At 73.0% G+C, this 19,274-nt stretch carries 15 protein-coding genes; 8 read left to right on the forward strand and 7 right to left on the reverse strand.

Going from position 1 to position 19,274, the window contains the following annotated elements; genetic code table 11:
* The first annotated feature begins 14 nt into the window (after window positions 1-14).
* From ASD90_RS10915 to ASD90_RS10940, 6 genes are read left to right on the forward strand one after another with little or no spacing between them, the layout of a single operon-like run.
* Window positions 15-2,201, forward strand: a complete 2,187-nt coding sequence (locus tag ASD90_RS10915) for a hypothetical protein (RefSeq protein ID WP_056755787.1) — start codon at window positions 15-17, stop codon at window positions 2,199-2,201.
* Window positions 2,198-3,403, forward strand: a complete 1,206-nt coding sequence (locus ASD90_RS23530) for a contractile injection system tape measure protein (protein ID WP_056755790.1) — start codon at window positions 2,198-2,200, stop codon at window positions 3,401-3,403. Before ASD90_RS10915 ends, ASD90_RS23530 begins: the two co-directional genes overlap by 4 nt.
* Window positions 3,400-4,749 carry an ATP-binding protein gene (locus ASD90_RS10925; protein ID WP_056755793.1) on the forward strand — a complete coding sequence of 450 codons (1,350 nt, stop codon included), beginning with the start codon at window positions 3,400-3,402 and terminating at the stop codon, window positions 4,747-4,749. The genes ASD90_RS23530 and ASD90_RS10925 overlap by 4 nt, the downstream gene beginning before the upstream one ends.
* On the forward strand, window positions 4,746-9,860 hold the full coding sequence (locus ASD90_RS10930) for a hypothetical protein (RefSeq protein ID WP_056755796.1): 5,115 nt from the start codon (window positions 4,746-4,748) through the stop codon (window positions 9,858-9,860). Before ASD90_RS10925 ends, ASD90_RS10930 begins: the two co-directional genes overlap by 4 nt.
* A complete protein-coding gene (locus tag ASD90_RS10935) occupies window positions 9,857-10,510 on the forward strand; it encodes a leucine-rich repeat domain-containing protein (protein ID WP_056755799.1) in 654 nt (217 codons plus the stop codon). Before ASD90_RS10930 ends, ASD90_RS10935 begins: the two co-directional genes overlap by 4 nt.
* Entirely contained in the window at window positions 10,507-10,824 is a 318-nt protein-coding gene (locus ASD90_RS10940; RefSeq protein WP_056755800.1) for a hypothetical protein, read from the forward strand. The genes ASD90_RS10935 and ASD90_RS10940 overlap by 4 nt, the downstream gene beginning before the upstream one ends.
* Before the next feature lie 134 nt (window positions 10,825-10,958).
* Here the strand turns inward: ASD90_RS10940 and purB are convergent, their stop codons facing one another.
* From purB to ASD90_RS10960, 4 genes are all read right to left on the reverse strand, one after another.
* Window positions 10,959-12,371 carry an adenylosuccinate lyase gene (purB, locus tag ASD90_RS10945; RefSeq protein ID WP_056755803.1) on the reverse strand — a complete coding sequence of 471 codons (1,413 nt, stop codon included), beginning with the start codon at window positions 12,369-12,371 and terminating at the stop codon, window positions 10,959-10,961.
* A gap of 96 nt (window positions 12,372-12,467) precedes the next feature.
* A complete protein-coding gene (locus ASD90_RS10950) occupies window positions 12,468-13,262 on the reverse strand; it encodes a VOC family protein (RefSeq protein WP_056755806.1) in 795 nt (264 codons plus the stop codon).
* Between the two features lie 61 nt (window positions 13,263-13,323).
* The gene (locus ASD90_RS10955; protein ID WP_082588639.1) at window positions 13,324-14,094 is read right to left on the reverse strand and encodes a VOC family protein; all 771 of its coding nucleotides are present in this window, start codon (window positions 14,092-14,094) and stop codon (window positions 13,324-13,326) included.
* Window positions 14,095-14,119: 25 nt separating this feature from the next.
* Window positions 14,120-14,665: a low molecular weight protein-tyrosine-phosphatase gene (locus ASD90_RS10960; protein WP_056756414.1), complete on the reverse strand. Its 546-nt coding sequence runs from the start codon at window positions 14,663-14,665 to the stop codon at window positions 14,120-14,122.
* Window positions 14,666-14,848: 183 nt separating this feature from the next.
* On the opposite strand from ASD90_RS10960, the gene ASD90_RS10965 reads away from it, so the two are divergent.
* Both ASD90_RS10965 and ASD90_RS10970 read left to right on the forward strand, forming a co-directional pair.
* On the forward strand, window positions 14,849-15,277 hold the full coding sequence (locus ASD90_RS10965) for a nuclear transport factor 2 family protein (protein WP_056755812.1): 429 nt from the start codon (window positions 14,849-14,851) through the stop codon (window positions 15,275-15,277).
* 9 nt (window positions 15,278-15,286) lie between these two features.
* Window positions 15,287-16,630 (forward strand): MFS transporter, encoded by a 1,344-nt coding sequence (locus ASD90_RS10970; protein ID WP_200958600.1) that lies wholly within the window; start codon window positions 15,287-15,289, stop codon window positions 16,628-16,630.
* Window positions 16,631-16,851: 221 nt separating this feature from the next.
* On the opposite strand, the gene galE is transcribed toward ASD90_RS10970, so the two are convergent.
* Genes galE through ASD90_RS10985 form a run of 3 tightly spaced genes read right to left on the reverse strand, consistent with a single transcriptional unit; the run spans window position 16,852 to window position 19,264 of the window.
* Complete coding sequence (galE, locus tag ASD90_RS10975; RefSeq protein WP_056755814.1) at window positions 16,852-17,868, reverse strand: UDP-glucose 4-epimerase GalE; 1,017 nt, start codon at window positions 17,866-17,868, stop codon at window positions 16,852-16,854.
* A 42-nt stretch (window positions 17,869-17,910) separates the two neighbouring features.
* The gene (locus ASD90_RS10980) at window positions 17,911-18,807 is read right to left on the reverse strand and encodes a M56 family metallopeptidase (RefSeq protein ID WP_056755817.1); all 897 of its coding nucleotides are present in this window, start codon (window positions 18,805-18,807) and stop codon (window positions 17,911-17,913) included.
* 43 nt (window positions 18,808-18,850) lie between these two features.
* Complete coding sequence (locus ASD90_RS10985) at window positions 18,851-19,264, reverse strand: BlaI/MecI/CopY family transcriptional regulator (RefSeq protein WP_056755820.1); 414 nt, start codon at window positions 19,262-19,264, stop codon at window positions 18,851-18,853.
* Between the last annotated feature and the right edge of the window lie 10 nt (window positions 19,265-19,274).

The following is a 19,274-nucleotide window of genomic DNA, read 5'->3' on the forward strand; positions in this document are numbered from 1 at the left end:
AAGGGAAACCAGCGATGGCAGACAACCAGTACCCCGTCTTCGTGGACGGCCAGACCCTCACCGAGGCCGAGCTCAACGACCTCAGGGACTTCCTCCACCAGCGCGACCGCCTCGTCGGGCGCCTCGTCGGCTTCGGCGTCAACGCCGGACTGGGCGGCACCGTGTCGACGCCGACGACCCTGACGGTCGGGCCGGGTCTCGCGATCGACCAGCGGGGCGAGCCGCTGCTCCTCGGGGCGGAACAGACGCTGCCCCTGCCACCCGTCGCCGAGTCGGTGGCCTACGACTTCGTCGATGCGGCACCCGGCGGCTTCAGCGTCGTCCTCGAGGCGACCGACACCGTCGAACCGACTCCGGACTGCGGCGAGTCGGGCTGTGCCGGCCACGCCGAGCTGCACACCCGGGCCGTGGCGCTGCGGGTCGTCGCCGGTCGGGTCACCGGCACGCGGATGGACTTCGCGGCCGAGCCGCTGCTCACCGTCGAGCCGATCCGCCTCGCGCTCGACTCGACGCCCGTCAACTCCTACCCGACGCTGCGCAACGCCATCGCAGCCCGGCTCACCAACGGCACCCAGCCTCTCGTCGACCCCGCCCTCATCGCCAAGCTCCAGGCCACGTCGATCGCGAGCACCGACACGGCGGGCATCAGGGGCTACAAGTGCGGCTGGCTCAACATGGTGCTCTTCGCGACCCTCGACCTGTTGCGCGTCCGCGCCCTGCTGGCGCTCACCTGGGACCGGGCCACGACGCGCCCGGGGGTCGTGCTCGGGTGGGTCCACCAGGTGTCGAGCGCGTGGGTCTTCGACTGCGCGTACCGGCACGCGTGGGAGCCTCCGCGCGGCTTCACCGAGGCCTTCCTCGGCGGCTCGTGCTCCGACCCCGCCGGCGCGTTCCGCGACGAGCTCGAGGCCCTCCTCGCCGGCTTCGCGCCGCCCGACCCCGCGCCGGTCGGTGACCCCAAGCCACCCGTCGCCTGCCCCGTCGGCTCGATCCGCGTCGGGGACCGGTGCATCAAGATCGTGTTCCCGCCGAGGGAGATCCCCGACAAGTGGCGGCAGAAGTGGGTCTTCGACCCGCGCGAGCCGGTGTGGAACCCGCCGATCAAGACCTGGGAGCGCCCCGACGTCGTCTACGAGCGGCAGCCCGTCGACGTCCTGGGCGAGCAGGAGTTCGCCCTGACCGACTTCCTCGGCCACGACGCGACGGACGTCCAGACAGTGCTCGGCGGGTTCATCGCCGGGCAGGGCGCCATCGCCGACGTCCGGGTCATGTCGGCGAGCGAGGTCCTGACGCTCGACGGCTACGCACCCGCCGGCGGCTTCGCCGCCTCGGACTCCGTCGTGCTCGGTACCGACGCGAACGGTGTCGTCGTCTCGACCGGACGCGTCCCCACGGTCCAGAACGTCCGGACCGTCGGCTCTGCCCTGCCCGCCGCCGTGGGCGCCGCGACCGAGGCCATGGCCGCCGCGACCGAGCTGCGCGGCCTCTCGACAGGGTTCCAGACGCACTTCACCGCACTCGACCAGTCGGTGGCCGGTCTCGGTGGCACCATCTCGCTGCTCCAGACCGACCTCACGTCCTTCCGCGGCAGCTTCGACGCAGGGGCGATCACGAACCGCCTCGGTGAGCTCGAGTCGGGCTTCAAGCGCATCGACACGGTGCAGACCCGCATCGACGTCCTCGAGGGCAAGGTCGATGTCATCTCGAAGTTCGGCGACGGCACCAGGCTCGACCCCAAGGTCGGTGGCGGCGGTGTCATCGCCGTCGACCCGAACGTCGGAACGCACGTCGGCGGTGGCGTCGTCAGCGGTCCCGGCATCGGCGGCATCGGTGGGATCGGTGGGATCGGCGGCGTCGTCGTCAAGCCGTCCGGCCAGGTCGACCGCGAGCTCGCCCAGGGGGTGGCCGACTTCGCGCGTACGACGGCGGACGCGCTGCGGTCGCTGCCGAACCCACGCAACCGCAGCTTCAGCAGGTATGCCGCTGCGGCCGACCGCGCCCACGCCCAGCTCGCGCAGGCGGTGGCCCCGCCCGACACCCCCGAGGAGGCGGTGGAGGCAGCCGACCCTGCCGCCCTGACGGCGGCGACGCTCGAGGTGCTCGGCACCCTGCGCACGCTCGTCAAGGCCGCAGGCGTCTCGAAGGACGTCGGTCGGCAGCTCGACGCGCAGCTGCGCGAGCTCGGGGGTCTGGTGCCGTGACCGACGTGGCCGTCGACGTGCTGCGCCTGCGCGGGCCGGGCGCCCAGCGTCTCGCGCGCGTCGCCGCCACGACGCTGCCTGCGGCCCTCGACCGGGCGCTCGCCGACGTCGGCGACGTGCGCCTCGACCACGTGCGGGTGACCCTCGACCTCTCGGTGGACGACTACGACGACGAGACGCTGGCGTGGTTGTGGGCCGACGCGATCCGTACGCAGGTGCTCGCCGACGGACGGGGCGGTCTGGTGGTCGCGGAGGCGGGCGTCGACGCAGCGCCGTCACCGACGGCGCCCTCCGGGCGCTCGACGCTCGACGTCGTCGCCGCAGCCCGCCGGTGGGTCGCGGCTTCCGAGCCTGGCCCCGTCGACGTCCCGGCTGCGGTTCTGGCCCTCGCCGACCCACAGTCGGCGGCTGAGGCGCGAGCGCGCATGAGCGAGCCCGAGTGGCTCGCGGTGATCGCGGTACTCACGAGCGCCCTTGCATCTCAGACGGTTCCGGGTCGCGCGGCCGCTGCGCCGGAGATCTCGCCGGTGCTGTGGGCTCCGGGCACCGACGCCTCGGTGCCCGCCGCCGGTCCCGCGGAAAGCCTGCCCGGGCGCCGCGAGACGCCGCCACCGACCGGGTCGACCGGTCCTCACCACGAGGCCGAGGTGCTGGCCCGGCTCGCGGCCGTCGCGCAGGTCGCACCGGAGAGCGGGGCCCCCGTCGCGCTCGTCGACCTCACCAGGGCTGCCGGGCTGGTCCTGCTCTACCCGTGGCTGGCCGACCACTGCCGTCGCGCCGAGGCGCTGCACCCCGCTCTCGACCCGGTCGACGTGCGCGAGGCTGCCCTCGCCGCGGTCGCCGACCCCGAGGACCCGACGCTCGCCGACGACCCGCTCGTCCGGCTCCTCGCCGGACGCTCCCTCAGTCACGACGTCGGGCCCCGAGTCCGTATGCCGCTCAGCGGAGCCCGTGAGATCGCCGAGTCAGCGGGCGGCGTGCTCGCCGGCTTCGCAGCCCTGCTGCCGGGCTTCGAGCGCTCGAGCGAGGCCTTCGTCCGGGCGTCCTGGGTGGCGCGCGCCGGCCTGGTCGACACCGACCACGACCCGGTGCTGCTGACCGCGGCGACCCACCCGCTCGACGTGCTCCTGCCGCGCCTGCCCTACCCGGTCGGCCTGCTCAAGCTGCCCTGGTCGCCGCCGGTCTCCGTGAGGTTCCGATGAGAGCCGGGCCGGAGCCGCAGTCCGGGACCTCCCGCGCCGCGGGCGGTCCGCCGCAGGTCGCCGAGCTGCGAGCGGCCTTCGAGGTGCTCGACGCGCTCGTCGCCGTGCGCATCGAGGAACGACGAGGCGGGCCGGCGGGACGACCCCTCGGCATCGAGGGCGACGGTGAGGGACTGCCGTCGCTCGAGCGCTTCGCGGGGGTCGGCCCGCTCGCCGAGCTCGTGACGCTCGCCGGCCTGTCCGCGGCCGAGGCGGTCGTCCTCGTCGCGGCCGTGGCGCCCCTCGTCGACGAGCGTTTCGCGGTGCGGTACGGCGCCCTGACGGACCGCCCGTCGGTCGTCGGACTCACCGGCGAGGTCGCCCGCACCCTCGTCGCCCGGTCGTTCCGCGGCCGCCTCGACGCGACCGTCCTGCTGTCGTCGCAGGGTCGCCTCCGTGCCCAAGGCCTGCTGTCCCTCGACCCGCCGGGAGACCTCTCCGGCCTGCTGCGACCCGACCCGGCGCTCGTCGCCTGGCTGCTGGGGCTGCCCGAGGAGGTGCCGGTCGCGTCGGCGGACTTCCCGGCCCGCCCGCTCACGACCGTCCACACCCTGTCCGACGTCGTCCTGCCCGCGGCGGCCCGCACCCGCATCGACGACCTGGCCGCCCGGATCACCCAGCGCGACACCGTCGTCGACGACTGGGGCTTCGGCGCCCACCACGACAACGCGAGCGGTCTCATCGCCCTCTTCCACGGGCCTCCGGGGACCGGGAAGACGATGACGGCGGCCGCACTGGCAGCGTCGGCCGGCCTCCCGGCATACCTCGTCGACCTCTCGGCGCTCGTGTCGAAGTACATCGGGGAGACGGAGAAGGCACTCGCCAAGGTCTTCGAGCGGGCAGCGCGCGAGCGCTGCGTCCTCGTCTTCGACGAGGCGGACGCGGTCTTCGGGGCGCGCACCGAGGTCGGCGACGCGCACGACCGCTACGCCAACCAGGAGGTGTCCTACCTCCTCTCCCGGGTCGAGCAGCACCCCGGGATCGTCGTCCTCACCTCGAACCTGCTCGCCAACATCGACACCGCCTTCCAGCGGCGCATACACGTCATGGTCGAGTTCCCCGAACCGGGGCCCGGCGAGCGCGAGCGGCTCTGGGCCGCAGTCGCGCCCGCGTCGCTGCCGATGGACGCTGCGATCGACCTGCACGACCTCGCGCGCCGCTACCCGCTCACCGGTGCGCAGATCCGTGACGCGACGCTCGACGCGGCCTACCTCGCCGCGTCGAACGGCCGGGTCGTCACGACCGCGCACCTGCTCGACGGCATCCGTCGTCAGTTCGAGAAGGCGGGGCGGACGGTGCCGCGGTGAGCACACCGGTCACGACCCGGGCGGGACCGGGGCCCGGCCCGGACGCCGAGCGGGCCGGGGCCGGCTCGACGCGGTCGCCGCGGGATGCCGTCGCGCCGCGGTCGCCCGTCGGCCCGGGACAGCCGGTGCTGGGGAGAGTGCCGCGCCCGCTGGGCGATGCCGCCGTGGTCGCGCTCGACCCCGCCACGACCGCCGGTGGGCTGTCGGCCGTGCAGGCCGAGTGGGGCGTCGACGGTGGTGCCGTGGTGCTCAGTGGACGGGCGCCCTTCACCGAGCTGACCGGGCGCGCCGGATTCCGGTCCGACGGGTCGCTCGACGGCAGCGTGGAGATGCGAGCCCGGGTCGGCCTGCTCGGCCTGCACCTCGGTGAGGCGACCTGGCGGGTCGAGGGCTGGGCGCCCGAGCAGCCCCTGGCGGGGCCGGCCGTGACGCTCCGCGGGACGACGCTGGGGGTCGACCTGCGACCGCTCCCGGCGGAGGCCGGCTGGTCGGCGCCAGAGGGCGTCGACGCGCCGCGGAGCGGTGCGCAGGCGACGATCCACCTGCCCGGCGACGCCGTGCCGCCGGGACTTCCTCTCACGCCGCGGGTCGCCGAGGTCTACCGCGGGCTGCTCGGGGTCGACGTCAGTGGCATCCGGGTCCACCCGGACGCCCCGGTCGCCGGCGCACCAGCCTTCGTCACGGACGAGGACCTCTTCCTCGCGCCGGGGGTCTACGGCGTCGACAGCCCTGAGATGCTCTCCGTGCTCGACGCCGCGATCCGGGCCGCGCTGGGCGGCCTCTTCGGTGCGGTCACCGGGGATCCCGCACCGCTCGTGCCACCCGCCCCGCCCACGCCGGCGGCACCCCCGGCCGACACGACCGTGGTGCCGGCCACCGTCCCGGAGCCTGCCTCGCCGAGCACGGTCGCCGAAGGGGCGGCCGCGCGCACGGGTGAGGCGCCGGCGACCGGTGAGACCGCGGAGCAGGCCACGGCGGCCGTGGCCGGGGCGGGCGCGGTGGGAGCCGATGGAGGGACCGTGGCGGACGGCATACCCGGCGGTGACGCGGGCGGGCCGACGGCGGAGGGGGAGGCCGCGCCGCCGGTGGTCGAGCTGATCATGCCCGAGCCGCCCGCGACCCTGACCCCCGCGGCCGCAGCTCGCGGAGGGTCGGTCGCCGGGGGAGCGCGGAGCGCCGCGGGCGCGGCGCGCGACCTGCCGACCGCCGACGCCAACGTCGCCGACTCCCGCGGGGCCGTGACCGAGCCGGCGGCGGAGACGGCTGCGCGGGCGCGCGAGGAGCTCGCCGCCGAGCTCGGCGAACGGCCCGCGCCGAGCCCCGAGATCGTCGCGCTGTGCGAGCGCATCCGCACCGCGATCCGGGAGAACCGCCCCGAGGACGAGGACGCGCTCCTCGAGACCGACCCGACCCACGAGGCCCAGGCCGCCGGCGCCACGATCACCGGCTCGGTGCAGACGCAGACCGCGGAGGTGGGCAGCAGCTACGACGCGATGGCGGCACCGCCCGCCGGCACGCCCGCCCTGACACCGAGGCCGATCGCCGCGCCCTCGCCCACGTCGCCCGGGATGGGCGTGGATGCCGCTGGGGCCGCGCCGGACCCGATCCCGCCGGAGAACACGTCCCTCGACGCCGACGTCGCAGCGACCGACCAGCGCATCGCCGACTCCGGCATCGACACCCGGGTCACGCAGGAGATCCCCGACGGGCCGTTCGCCGAGGCGCGGGCCGCGCGCGGCGAGCTCGGCGAGGCGGCGCAGCGGACGCCCCAGCAGATCCAGGCCGAGCAGCAGCAGGCCATCGACACCGCCCAGGGCGACATGGCTGCTCTCCAGCAGCAGGCGGTCGCCGCCATGCGGGCCTCGCGGTCCGGCACCGTCGGAGCCGTCGGCGGCGCCCAGGGCGGCATGGTCTCGTCCGAGGAGCAGACCCGCGAGTCGGTCTCCGCCCGCGCCCAAGGCATCTACGACCAGGCGCAGACGCAGGTCAACGCCCTCCTCGAGCCGCTGAGCCGCACCGCGATCGCCCGCTGGGACGCCGGCCTCGCGCGGCTGTCGCAGGAGTTCCACGACACGCTCGACCGGGTCAAGCGCTGGATCGACGACCGGCACTCCGGGGTCGGCGGCGCGATCCTCGCCGTCGGCGACTACATCGGCGGGCTGCCCGACTGGGTGACGGACGAGTACAACCGCGCCGAGCGCGAGTTCGGCGACGGCGTCTGCACGCTGCTCACCGACATCTCGAGCGACGTCAACGGCGTCGTCGCCGCCGCGCAGGCCGTCATCAACCACGCGCGCGACGACATCGACACGGCGTTCCGGGCCATGGAGGAGGAGTTCCCCGAGTGGGCGGCGCAGGAGCGGGCGCGGTTCGCCGGCATGCTCGACGGGCTGAGCCAGCGGGTCACCGACGCCCAGACGAGCTTCGTGCGCGACGTCTCCCAGAGAGCCGTCCAGGCCGTCAACGAGGTGCACGCCGAGGCCCAGGCCCGCCGGGACGAGGCGGGCGGCCTCATCGGGAGGGTCGTCGCCGCCATCGAGGAGTTCATCGACGACCCGGTGCGGGCCATCATCAACGGGCTGCTCCGCCTCGTCGGGATCCCGCCGGCAGCCTTCTGGGCGTTGATCGCCCGCATCGAGCAGGTCATCTCCGACATCGCCGACGACCCCGAGAACTTCATCAACAACCTCGTCGCAGGGGTCAAGCAGGGCTTCGAGCAGTTCTTCGACCACTTCGGCACGCACGTGCTGCACGGCTTCTGGGACTGGCTCTTCTCCGGGCTGGAGACGCCGATCCCGATGCCCCGCGACTTCTCTGCGCGGTCGCTCTTCTCCTTCGCGCTCCAGCTCATGGGAGTCACGTGGCCGCGCGTCCGCGAGATCCTCGTGCGGCACATCGGGCCCACGGCGGTCGACGTCATCGAGGCCGCGTGGCAGCTCGTCTCGGTCCTCATCGAGCGCGGGCCCGAGGGGCTCGTCGAGCTCGTCAAGGAGCAGCTGACCCCCGAGAACATCGTGAACATGATCCTCGAGGCGGCCGTGCAGTACCTCGTGGAGACGCTCATCCAGCAGGTCGTCGTGCGCGTGATCGGGATGCTCAACCCCGTCGGTGCCATCGCCCAGGCCATCGACCTCATCTACCAGGTGTGCTCGTGGATCTTCCGCAACGCGGCGCGGATCTTCCGGTTCGTCGAGGCGATCGTCAACGGAATGGCCGACGTCATCGCCGGCAACATCGGCGGCCTCGCCGCCGCGGTCGAGAGATCCCTCGCCTCCCTCATCCCGCCCGTCATCGACTTCCTCGCCGGCTTGCTGCACCTCGGTGGGCTGCCCGGCGAGATCGCCGACGTCATCACCCGCATGCAGGCCGTCGTGTATGCCGCCATGGACCGCGTCATCGGCTTCCTCGCCGAGCGGGGACGGGCGCTGTTGGCGCGCATGGGAATCGGAGGCGACCCCGAGGACGCCGGCCACAACGACGACACCGAGCTCGGCACGACGGTGCGCTTCAGCGCCGCCCACGAGGCCCACCGCACCTGGATCGACCGCTCCGGCAACGACGCCACCCTCATGGTGGCCTCGACCCCGACCGCGATCCGTGACAAGGCCGCCGAGTGGCGGGGGCGGCTCTCCTCCATCGAGAACGTCGAGGACCGCTCGGCCGCCGATGCCAAGCTGACCGAGCTCGACGGGCTGCTCACGTCGATGGACGCCGATGCCGACGCCCTGGCCCAGGCCTTCGAGGCAGCGAACCGCGACCCGCGGGACGACCAGGAGCCGCCGTCCGACAACGCTCTCGAGTCCCGGCAGCGAGGGCTCGCCTCCGTCCTGCGCGAGTGCTTCGAGCTGTTCGAGGAGAAGGACCCGGACGAGTACCTCCGCGACATCGCCTCGCACCTCCAGGGTCACGGGACGGAGTACGCGGCGACCGTGGCCTCGCAGTGGGAGCCGACCATCGCGCGGCCCAAGCTCGCGCCGGACGGCACGACGCCGATCTGGGAGCCGAGCGTGGTCTCGACCGACGGAGCCCGCAGCTATCTGGGGCAGGCGTCGACGCACCGACAGCTGCTGCCGTGGTTCCTCGTCGGCAGCCAGCGCAACCCTCGCTCCGCCTCGTCCGGCACCTTCAAGAACCACGCCTTCGAGACCGACTCGCCCGACCCTGCCCACACGGTGCGCACCGACTTCCTGCGGGTGCTGGGCAGCGACACGGTGACGCGGATGATCCGGGTCGCGAACCGCTCGATCACGACCGAGGACAACTCGGCACTGCTGCGGCAGATCCAGACGATGACCTTCACGGCGTCCGGTGGGCGCTGGGGGTCGTTCGTCGGGCTCCCGGCCGACGTCGTTAACCCACTCATCAGGACGGCGATCAGCAGGGCCGGCGACGTCATCGCCTTCCTGCGCGCCATGGTGTCGCCCGGCAGCTCGAACGGAGTCACGTGGGCCCAGTTCATCGCCGTGTGGAACGCGAGCGCCGAGACGAAGAACTACGTCAAGCGGCTCTTCCGCAACGTCGAGCCCGCGAGCCACGAGTGGATCACGACGGGGTTCATCCCCCGGGTCATCGAGACCGCCGTCGAGACCGCCAACACCGGCAACATCCGCGACGGCCTGCGGTGGGTCGTCGCGCACAACACGCTGCGGTCGCCGACCCGCTACGTGCTGCACCCGCCCGTCGTCACGACCTCGCGCGCCCCACGAGGCATGCGCGCGGCCGACAGCACGGTGGCTACGGTGCGCATGTCGGGGCACGTCGGTGCGTTCCGAGATCCGGCCGACCCGACCTCGATGACCGGCACGATGGGCACGGAGGACTTCCATGACTGGCTTCGCAACGAGTTCAACGCGCAGAACGGCCTCGGGCCGCTGGCATACATCCAGCACCTGCAGTCCCAGCTGCCCGGGCGCGTCTGGGACGGCGGCGTCGGAATGATCCCCGAGAGCGCCCTGAGCCAGCCCGTCGGCATGCTCTTCCGGCTCGAGAGCGGTGAGGACGCAGCCCTCACGGTGGCGCAGCTCGCCTTCCGCCAGCGCCTCAACTGGCAACGGATCCAGGCCAACTTCGCGGCGTCGTCCGCTGCGGTCGCGGCGGAGACCGGCGCATGACGACCGACGTGGACCGGGCGCTCGCCGAGCTCGTCGAGGCCGGTGCGGTCGCTCCGGGGACCGCACCGGGCGAGGTCGTCGACCTCATCGTGTCGCACGCGCGCTCCCTCGACGGGCTCGAGCGCTTCACAGGTCTCGAGACCCTGTCGCTGATCGCCTGCGACGTCGGCGACTATTCGGTCCTGTCGTTCCTGAAAGGGCTCCACGTGCTCGCCGTCGAGAACAGTGACCTCTCCGACGTCTCCCCGGTTGCCGGCCTGCCCCTGCAGGTCGTGGCGTTGCGCCGCAACAGGATCCGCGACGCGTCAGCCGTCATCGCCCTGGACGGTCTGCAGGTGCTCGACCTGACGGGCAACCCCCTCGACCCGCCGAGTCGTTCGGCGGCAGGGACGCTCGGAGTGCTCGTGACCCTCGACGACCCGGCCCTCGCCGACGTGAACGTCGACCTGGCCGATGCCGGCGTGCCCCTCGTCGGCTACCGCGTCGGCGACGAGGTCTGGGGCTGCTCCACCGGCCTCGCCCTGACCGCCCATCCCGAGGCCGGCCACGTCGTCACCTCGCTGGAGGACCTCGCAGCCGTGGCCAGAGGCGAGCGCGACGCGGGCGACCTCCTCGGGGTGCGCACCGACGACGAGCAGGAAGAGACATGAGCACCGAACCCGACGAGACGGCATACGGCCCCGGGACACGGTGGGTCGCCCAGCGCACCGGGCGCACGCCCGAGGAGCTGACGGCGTCACCGGCCTCGATGGTGGCCGCGGTCGGCGACGCGGTGCGTCAGGTGGCGGCGCTCGCGGCTCGGCTCGATTCCGAGGACCCCGAGGTCAGGGCGGCGGCGCAGGCGGAGGCCGACGAGCTGGGCCGGCAGGTCGACAGCGAGCCGACCCCCGGCGAGCGGTTCGGCTCACGCGTCGCCCAGGTGCTCCGCGACGCCGCCGAGCGGCTCGACCGCCCCCGAGTCTGAGGCCGGGCCGCCGACGGACGACCGTTGGTCCGCCGCCGAAGCCCGGCCCCGGCGTGTCGTGCAGCGTGTCGCGAGGGCTCGGCGACCAATGGTCGTCGGTCGGCGCGTGACCCCCAGCCCCAGGGCGTATGCCGTCAGGCGAGGTAGTCGTCGACGAGGCGGCTCGCCAGCGCCGTGTACGTCTGCGGCGTCAACGCGACGAACCGCGCCTCGACGTCGGCCGGCAGTCCCAGACCGCGGACGAACTCGCGCAGGTCGTCGCCGTTGATCCGGCGCCCCCGGGTCAGCTCCTTGAGCCGCTCGTAGGGCTCCTCCATACCCGGAACCCCCTGTGCGCCAAGGGCCCTCATCGCCGACTGGATGGGCTCGCCGAGCACCTCCCAGTTGGCCTCGAGGTCGGCGGCCATGCGCTCAGGCACGGCGTCGAGACCGGCGAGACCGCGGGCGACGTTGTCGAGCGCGAGCATCGAGTGGCCGAAGGCCGTGCCGATGTTGCGCTGCATGGAGCTGTCCGTGAGGTCGCGCTGGAGACGGCTCTGGACGAGCGTCCCGCCGAGCACGTCGAGCAGGGCGTTGCTCACCTCGAGGTTGGCCTCGGCGTTCTCGAAGCGAATCGGGTTGACCTTGTGCGGCATCGTCGACGACCCCACGGTGCCCTGGCCGCGCACCTGAGCGAAGTAGCCCATCGAGATGTAGGTCCACACGTCGGTGCAGAGGTTGTGCAGGATGCGGTTGAAGCGCGCGACGTCGGCATAGAGCTCGGCCTGCCAGTCGTGGCTCTCGATCTGCGTCGTCAGCGGGTTCCACGTGAGGCCGAGGCCCTCGACGAAGGCGCGCGACACGGCGGGCCAGTCGACGTCGGGCAGCGCGAGGGCGTGGGCGCCGTAGGTGCCGGTGGCGCCGTTGAACTTGCCGAGGTACTCCTGCCGCTCGATGCGGCGCAGCTGCCGGCCGAGGCGGTGGGCGAGGACGGCGAGCTCCTTGCCCATCGTCGTCGGCGTCGCGGGCTGGCCGTGGGTGTGCGCGAGCAGCGGCACGTCCTTGAGGTCGCGCGCCATCCCGGACACCTGCGCGACGAGCGCCCGCGCCTTCGGCAGCCACACCTGCTCGACCGCGCCCTTGACCATGAGGGCGTAGGAGAGGTTGTTGACGTCCTCGCTCGTGCAGCCGAAGTGGATCAGCTCGGCGAGGCCCCGGTCCTCGTCGGCGGGAGCGATCGCGGCGAGGCGCTTCTTGAGGAAGTACTCGACGGCCTTGACGTCGTGGACCGTGACCCGCTCGATCTCGCCGAGCTCGGCGACCTCGTCGGTGCCGAAGTCGTCGACGACCGCGCGGAGGGCGGCGATCTCGTCGTCGCTGAGCTTGCGGACCCCCGGCACGACGCCGTGGCTCGTCTGGTGCACCAGCCACTCGATCTCGACGTGCACGCGCTGCCGGTTGAGCGCCGCCTCCGAGAGGTGGTCGACGAGCGGTGCGACGGCGCCGCGGTAGCGACCGTCGAGCGCCCCGAGCGCGATGGACGGGGTTGCGTCAGCAAGCGAAGCCATGCCCACATCCTCCCAGAGCGCGCGGGGTGGTCCGTATGCCGTCCGCCGCGGTCGGGTGGTCGCGCGCGGTCCCGGCCCGGCGGCATACGCCCTCGGTCAGTCGGTGGCGGCCTGCTCGGGCAGCTGCATGACGGAGAACGTCTCACCCCGGGTGCCGGCGACGAGCGCCATCCGGCCGTAGGGGGTGTCGAAGGGTGGCTGCATGACCGAGCCGCCGAGGGACGTGACCTGCTCGGCCGCCGCGTCGGCGTCGGGCACGGCGAAGTAGACCATCCAGTGCGACGGCACGTCGGCGGGCGCCGCTGCGGGGATGGCGCCGATGCCGCCCACGGGCTTCTCTCCGTCGAGCGTCGCGACGGAGTACTGGAAGCCGCCCTCGCCGATCTCCTCCAGGCGGTAGCCGAAGACGTCGGAGTAGAAGGCCTTGCTCGCCTCGTAGCTGCGGCTCATCGACTCGGCCCAGCAGAGCGCGCCGGGCTCGTCGACGAGGTCGGTGCCCGTGTGCTCCTTGGCCTGCCACAGTCCGTAGGCGGCGCCGGCCGGGTCGGCACCGACGGCGATGCGGCCGACCTGGAGCACGTCCATCGGCCCGAGGAAGAAGACGCCACCGGCCGCCCGGGCGCGCTCCGCCGCGGCGTCGACGTCGTCGGTCGCGAGGTAGACCGTCCACGCGTTGACCTGACCGGCGTCGTCCGGGTTCCTGGCCATCAGGCCGGCGACGACGTGACCGTCCTTGCGCGCCATGACGTAGCCGCCGGCCTCGGGCGGCAGGTCCTCGAAGGTCCAGCCGAAGAGGCTGCCGTAGAAGTCGCGTGCGTGGTCGAGGTCGTCGACCATGACGTCGGCCCAGCAGGGGGTGCCGGGCGCGAACGCCTCCTCGTGGACGGGCATGGGTCCTCCTGTGGTCGTGCCGGTCAAGGCGGCGTGAGGGCGGCGTGAGGTCGGTCTCGGGTCAGTCGAGGTCGGGCACGAGGAGCGAGAACACCTCTCCTTCGAGCCCGCTCAGCACGGCGCCGACCCCGTAGGGGCCGTCGAAGGGCCCCTGCAGCAGCGTCGCGCCGAGGTCGAGCGCCCGCGCCAGGCTCGGGACGACGTTGCGGGTGGCGAAGGACGCGACCCAGTGCGGCGGGATCTCGGCCGGCCACTCGCTGTCGATCTCCGCCAGCCCGTAGGCCGGGTTGCCGTCGCCGGTGTGCGCCGTCGCCCAGCGCGGGCCGCCGGGCTCGGTCTCGTCGGTGAACTCGTGTCCGAAGACGCCGAACTGGAAGCCCTGCACCTTGTCGTAGTCGCGGGTCAGCAGCTCGTTCCACGTGAGTGATCCCGGCTCGTCGAGGATGCCGCTGCCCGGGAGGTCGCCCGGCTCCCAGATGCCGAAGTACGAGCCACCGGGGTCGACGGCGATGAGGGTCCGGGACAGGGCGCCGATGGAGACGGGCCGTCCCAGCGTGCGTCCGCCGTAGGCCTCGATGGCGCGTGCGGCGACGTCGATGTCACCGACACGGAGGTAGGTGGTCCACTGGCTGGGGATCGGCGCCGTCTCGGGCTTGCGGCTGATGCCGGCGACGGGGTGGCCGTCGAGGAGCGCCATCGTGTAGCCGCCGGTCGCGGGGTCGCCGGCGAGCCACCGCCAGCCGAAGAGCTCGCTGTAGAACGTCTGGGCGCGTGGGACGTCGCTGACGAGCAGGTCGACCCAGCACGGGGAACCATAGGGATAGTCGGGCACAGTCAGATTCAGGTCTCGCATCGGGTCAGGGGTGCTCCGTGTCGTGCTGGTCGTGCACGCCTGCGGTCAGCCGGCCGTCCAGCTGGTCCCTGACGTGGTGAAGGATGCCACGACACGCCGCCTCCACCTCCGCGAAACACCGGACGAAGTGCTCCTCTCCGCCGTACCACGGGTCGCCGGTCTCGAGGGTGCCCGCGGCGACGGCCTCCGGGTCGAACTCGCGCACGAGTCGGATCTTGCTGCGGTTGCGCGGCGTGCGGGCGAGGCGCTGCAGGGTGCGCACGTGGCCCTCGTCCGAGGCGAGGACGAGGTCGAGGTCGTCGAACTCGTCCGGGTCGAACTCCCGCGCGCGGTGCTGCGACCCGTCGTAGCCGTGCGCGGCGAGGACCTCGACGGTGCGGGGGTCGGCGTGCTCGCCGACGTGCCAGTCGCCGGTGCCGCTCGAGCTGACCCGGACGAGGTCCGAGATGCCGGCGTCGTCGACGAGGCGCTGGAGGATGACGTGACCCATGGGGGACCTGCAGATGTTGCCGCTGCACACGAAGGTGATGTGGAGTGGGCGAGACGACATGCTGCCCATTGAACACCGCGGACACGGCCGCGAGGCCCGAAGCGAGGTCACTCCTCGTCACGGCGTCGAAGTCCTGTCGACGGCGGGCCGACGGGTCGGCCCGAAGGCCCGCCGAACGGAGCGGTACGGGGGTTGGCCCTGTGGTCGGTGGGGCTGTCGGTGGCTGGTGGGACGGTGTGACCCATGACGACGACAGCGCACCCGACCGCCGTGGGGGCCGATGCCCCCGAGGCCCTCGAGTCCCGGTTCGCCACCTGCGTCGCCGCGGGTGACCTCGACGGCATCGTGGGGTTGTATGCCGCCGACGCCGTCGTGAGCCTGCCGCGCGGTCGGGAGGCGGCGGGCGCCACCGCCATCCGCTCGGCGTTCGCTGCCGCGTTGGCAGCGGGTGCCCTCGGTGCGGTCGGCGCTCCCGCCGCCGGCGTGACCGCGCGTGCCGTCGTGACCGGTGGTCTTGCCATGACGACGTCGACGACGGGCGACGGCACGGTGCGCACCCAGGTCGCGCGGCGCACGGCCGACGACCGTTGGGTGTGGGTCCGCGATGGCTCCCGGCTGCGCGAGGTCGAGGCGTGCCTCCCCGCGCCGTCGGGCGAGCTGGCGGTGGCGTAGTTTCGCTCTGTGACCGACGTACCTCCTGGCCCTGAGGCACCCGCCCCGGCCACGCGTCGGTCGCACCTCATCGACCTGACGCCGCTGCGGGTCAGCCCACCCTTCGCCCGGCTCTGGTTCGGCAACACGCTCGCCGGCATCGGCACGTTCGTCACCAACACGGCCGTCGGCCTGCACATCTACGACCTGACGCGCTCGACGTTCATGGTCTCCCTCGTCGCGTGGTTCTCGCTGCTGCCGATGATCGTCGCCGGCCTCTATGGCGGCGCCATCGCCGACCGCTTCGACCGGCGCGCGGTGGCCCTGTCCGCCTCGACGGTGGCGTGGGCCTCGACCGTGGTCCTAGCGACGATCGTCTGGCTGGGGGCCGAGCAGGTCTGGATGTTCTACGTCATCACCACGGTCAACGCCGTCGCGGCGACCATCGCCTCGGCCACGCGCCAGGCGATCACGCCGCGGCTGCTGCCCCGGGCGCAGCTGCCGAAGGCGGCGGCGCTGCTCGGCATCTCGGCGGGGGTCATGGTGACGGTGGGGCCGGGCATCGCGGGCGTGCTCGTCGCGCGGGCGGGCTACGCCTGGACCTACACCGTCGACGTCGTGCTCTTCTTCGCCGGGTTCTTCGGCCTCTGGACCCTGCCGCGCATCCGACCGGAGGGGGAGCGGCCGACCACCGGCGGGTTCCGCTCGGTCGCCGACGGGCTCGCCCACCTGCGGCGGGCCCCCAACGTTCGGATGAGCTTCATCGTCGACATCATCGCCATGACGTTCGGCCAGCCGATGGTGCTCTTCCCCGCCGTCGGCGCGATCGTCATCGGCGGCGGGCCGGTCACGGCCGGCATCCTGCTCGCGTCGTTCGCCGTCGGCGGGATCGTCTCGAGCCTCGCGTCGGGTCGCGTCACCGGGCTGCGCTGGCAGGGTCTCGCCATCCGCAACGCGATCGTCTCCTACGGCCTCGCCATCCTCGGCTTCGGGATCGTGCTGGCCGTCACCGAGCTCGGCGGCCACGCCGTGCAGTCGATGGACTTCGGCGATGCCAACCTCTGGGCCCTCGGGCTCGCGGCCCTGTGCCTCGCCGTGGCCGGCGGGTCCGACAACATCAGCGCGATCTTCCGGCAGTCGATCCTGCAGGCCGCGGTGCCCGACCACCTGCGCGGCCGCACCCAGGGCGTCTTCACGGTCGTCGTCACGGGCGGCCCGCGACTCGGTCAGATGTTCGCCGGGACGCTCGCGACGCTGACGGCCACGTGGGTGCCGCCCGTCGTGGGCGGCGTCCTCGTCGTCGTCCTCGTCATCGCCTCCGTCGCGCGGGTCACGTCCTTCCGCGACTACGACGCCCTCGACCCGCGCCCCTGACCCTGACCCTGACCTGACCCACCGGACCCCCCGGCGCTCACTCGAGTGGCCCCGTCGTCACATCCGGTCGGGGCACCCCACCGTCGAGTGGCCCCGTCGTCACACGCCCGATGGTGGGGCTGGTGTGACGACGAGGCCACTCGAGGGTGGGGGTGGTCGGGTGGGTGGGAGTCGGGTGGGTGTGTGGGGTGGTCGGGTGGGTGGGTCGGGTGGCGGCGGGGTCAGGCGTCGGGGTAGCCGGTGGGGTTGGCGCTCTGCCACCGCCACTGGTCGACGCACATGTCCTCGATCGTGCGCTCGGCCCGCCAGCCGAGCTCGGCGTGCGCCAGAGACGGGTCGGCGAACGACTCGGGCAGGTCACCCGCACGTCGACCGACGACCTCGTAGGGCAGCTCGCGACCCACGGCCTGCTCGAACGCGTGCAGCACCTCGAGGACGCTCGTGCCGTGGCCGGTGCCGAGGTTCCACGTCGAGATCGGCTCGTCGACCTGGCTCAGCTTGGCCAGCGCTGCGAGGTGGCCGGCGGCGAGGTCCTCGACGTGGATGTAGTCGCGGAGCGGCGTGCCGTCGGGCGTCGGGTAGTCGTCACCGAAGACGAGCAGCTTGTCGCGGCGGCCGACCGCCACCTGGGCGATGAACGGCATGAGGTTGTTGGGGATGCCCTGAGGGTCCTCGCCGATGGTGCCGCTCGCGTGCGCACCGACCGGGTTGAAGTAGCGCAGCAGCGCGATCCGCAGGTCGGGGTCGGCGGCCGCGACGTCGCGCAGGATCTGCTCGATCATCACCTTCGTCCAGCCGTACGGGTTGGTCGCCGCCGTCGCCATGTCCTCGGTGAGCGGCGGGCTGTTGTGGCCGTAGACCGTGGCCGAGCTGCTGAAGACGAGCTTCGTGACGCCGTGCCGGCGCATCGCGCGCACGAGCGAGAAGGTCGAGACGAGGTTGTTCTCGTAGTACTCGAGGGGCAGCTCGACGCTCTCGCCGACGGCCTTGAGCCCGGCGAAGTGGATGACCGCATCGATCTTCTCGTTGGCGAAGAGGTGCTCGGTCTTGTCGTGGTCGCGCAGGTCGAACGAGTGCACCTCGAGGTGCGTCCCCGTCAGCGCCTCGAGACGGTTCACGACCGTGGGCTTGCTGTTGCCGAAGTTGTCGACGATGAGCACCTCGTGCCCGGCCGCGACGAGCTGGACCACCGTGTGCGAGCCGATGTAGCCGGCTCCGCCGCTGACGAGTACGCGCATGTCGCCACCCTATCGAGGCGGCTTCCGCGTGACGGGAGGCGCTCAGACGACGGTCAGCTCGGCGATCGCGCCGAGGTAGAGCGCGAGGGGCGTCACGACGAGGAGGGTCGACACGGCATACATCGTCGCGGCGACGGCGGGGATCGGGAGGCCCGCGATCCGCTCGGCGTCGAGCAGCCCGATGCGAGCGGTGGCGACGCGGGTGCTGTCGGCCATCGCCATGGCGCCGGCGGGCTTCGGCCCACCGGCCATGGCGACGATGGCGCGACCGGTGCTGACGGCGCCGGCGTGCCGGACGGCGGCGCGGTCGGCGAGCACCTCGATGAGCAGGTGCACCTCGCGGAGCGCGTCGTCGCAGCGCAGGAAGCCGGGCATCGCCTCGTGCACGACCGTGAAGAACTCCATGACGAGGTCGTGGCGGGCGCCCAGGTGGGCGCGCTCGTGCGCCAGCACCGCGGACAGCTCGTCGGCACCGAGCCGGTCGAGGGTGCCCTGCGTCAGGACGACGCGGCGGCGTACGCCGGGGACGCAGTAGGCCGTCGGGGTCGTGTGCTCGAGGACGCGCATGTGCCGGTCGGCGCCCTCACCCGGGACGCCGAGCAGGTCGACGAGGTCGCGATGGCGGCGACGTGCGGCGCGCAGGTTGCGCCCGACCCGGTCGCCCGAGAGCAGCAGCCGCACGGCGACGACCGCGCTCAGGGCAGCGGCCACGGCCAGCGTGACCCAGTGCTCCGACAGTCGCACCTGCCGGCCGACGAGCAGTGGGATCGCCGCCGGCGCCGCGAGCAGGGCGGCGAGCACCGCGGCGACGGCGGTGGACTGCCACAGCACGAGGGCGGCCCGGGGTGCGCGCCGCAGTGAGGTCGCCCGGGCCAGGACGCGCGGCACCGGCCACGCGAGCAGGACCGCGAGGACGACGAGGGCCGCGACGACGAGCACGGGTCAGCTGGTGCGGGGGTCCGCGGCGGGGGTCATCGGCCGGTCAGCGCTTCGCGGCGTCGGGACGACGGGACTCGAGCTCGGCGAGCGCCGCCTTGAGCTCGTCGATCTCCTCGGGCGTGGACTCGTCGAGGAAGTGGAGCAGCGCGGTGCGTCGCTTGTCGCCGGCGAGCTCGCCGAGCGTGTGGTGCAGCGACTCCGACGTCAGCTCGGCGCGGGTCGACGCGGCGGTGTAGCGCCAGGCGCGGCCGTCGCGCTCGCGGTGGACGAGGTCCTTCTTCGCCATCCGGTCGAGCACCGTCATGAGGGTCGTGTAGGCGAGTCCGCGGTCGACGCCGATCGCGTCGTGGACCTCACGGACCGTGCGTCCCTCGGGGTGGGCGTCCGCGGTGGTCCAGAGCTCTTCCATGACGACGCGCTCGAGGTCGCCGAGACGGTTGCGGGGTGTGCTGGGCATGGCGTTCCAA

It is taken from the genome of Terrabacter sp. Root181, from assembly GCF_001428505.1.
GTDB lineage: Bacteria > Actinomycetota > Actinomycetes > Actinomycetales > Dermatophilaceae > Terrabacter.

Bases quoted from the DNA above. Each gene is read 5' to 3' on its own strand.
- ASD90_RS10915 (WP_056755787.1), top strand. From the start codon at position 15: ATGGCAGACAACCAGTACCCCGTCTTCGTGGACGGCCAGACCCTCACC.
- ASD90_RS10925 (WP_056755793.1), top strand. From the start codon at position 3,400: ATGAGAGCCGGGCCGGAGCCGCAGTCCGGGACCTCCCGCGCCGCGGGC.
- ASD90_RS10935 (WP_056755799.1), top strand. From the start codon at position 9,857: ATGACGACCGACGTGGACCGGGCGCTCGCCGAGCTCGTCGAGGCCGGT.
- ASD90_RS10940 (WP_056755800.1), top strand. From the start codon at position 10,507: ATGAGCACCGAACCCGACGAGACGGCATACGGCCCCGGGACACGGTGG.
- purB (WP_056755803.1), bottom strand. From the start codon at position 12,371: ATGGCTTCGCTTGCTGACGCAACCCCGTCCATCGCGCTCGGGGCGCTC.
- ASD90_RS10950 (WP_056755806.1), bottom strand. From the start codon at position 13,262: ATGCCCGTCCACGAGGAGGCGTTCGCGCCCGGCACCCCCTGCTGGGCC.
- ASD90_RS10960 (WP_056756414.1), bottom strand. From the start codon at position 14,665: ATGTCGTCTCGCCCACTCCACATCACCTTCGTGTGCAGCGGCAACATC.
- ASD90_RS10965 (WP_056755812.1), top strand. From the start codon at position 14,849: ATGACGACGACAGCGCACCCGACCGCCGTGGGGGCCGATGCCCCCGAG.
- galE (WP_056755814.1), bottom strand. From the start codon at position 17,868: ATGCGCGTACTCGTCAGCGGCGGAGCCGGCTACATCGGCTCGCACACG.
- ASD90_RS10985 (WP_056755820.1), bottom strand. From the start codon at position 19,264: ATGCCCAGCACACCCCGCAACCGTCTCGGCGACCTCGAGCGCGTCGTC.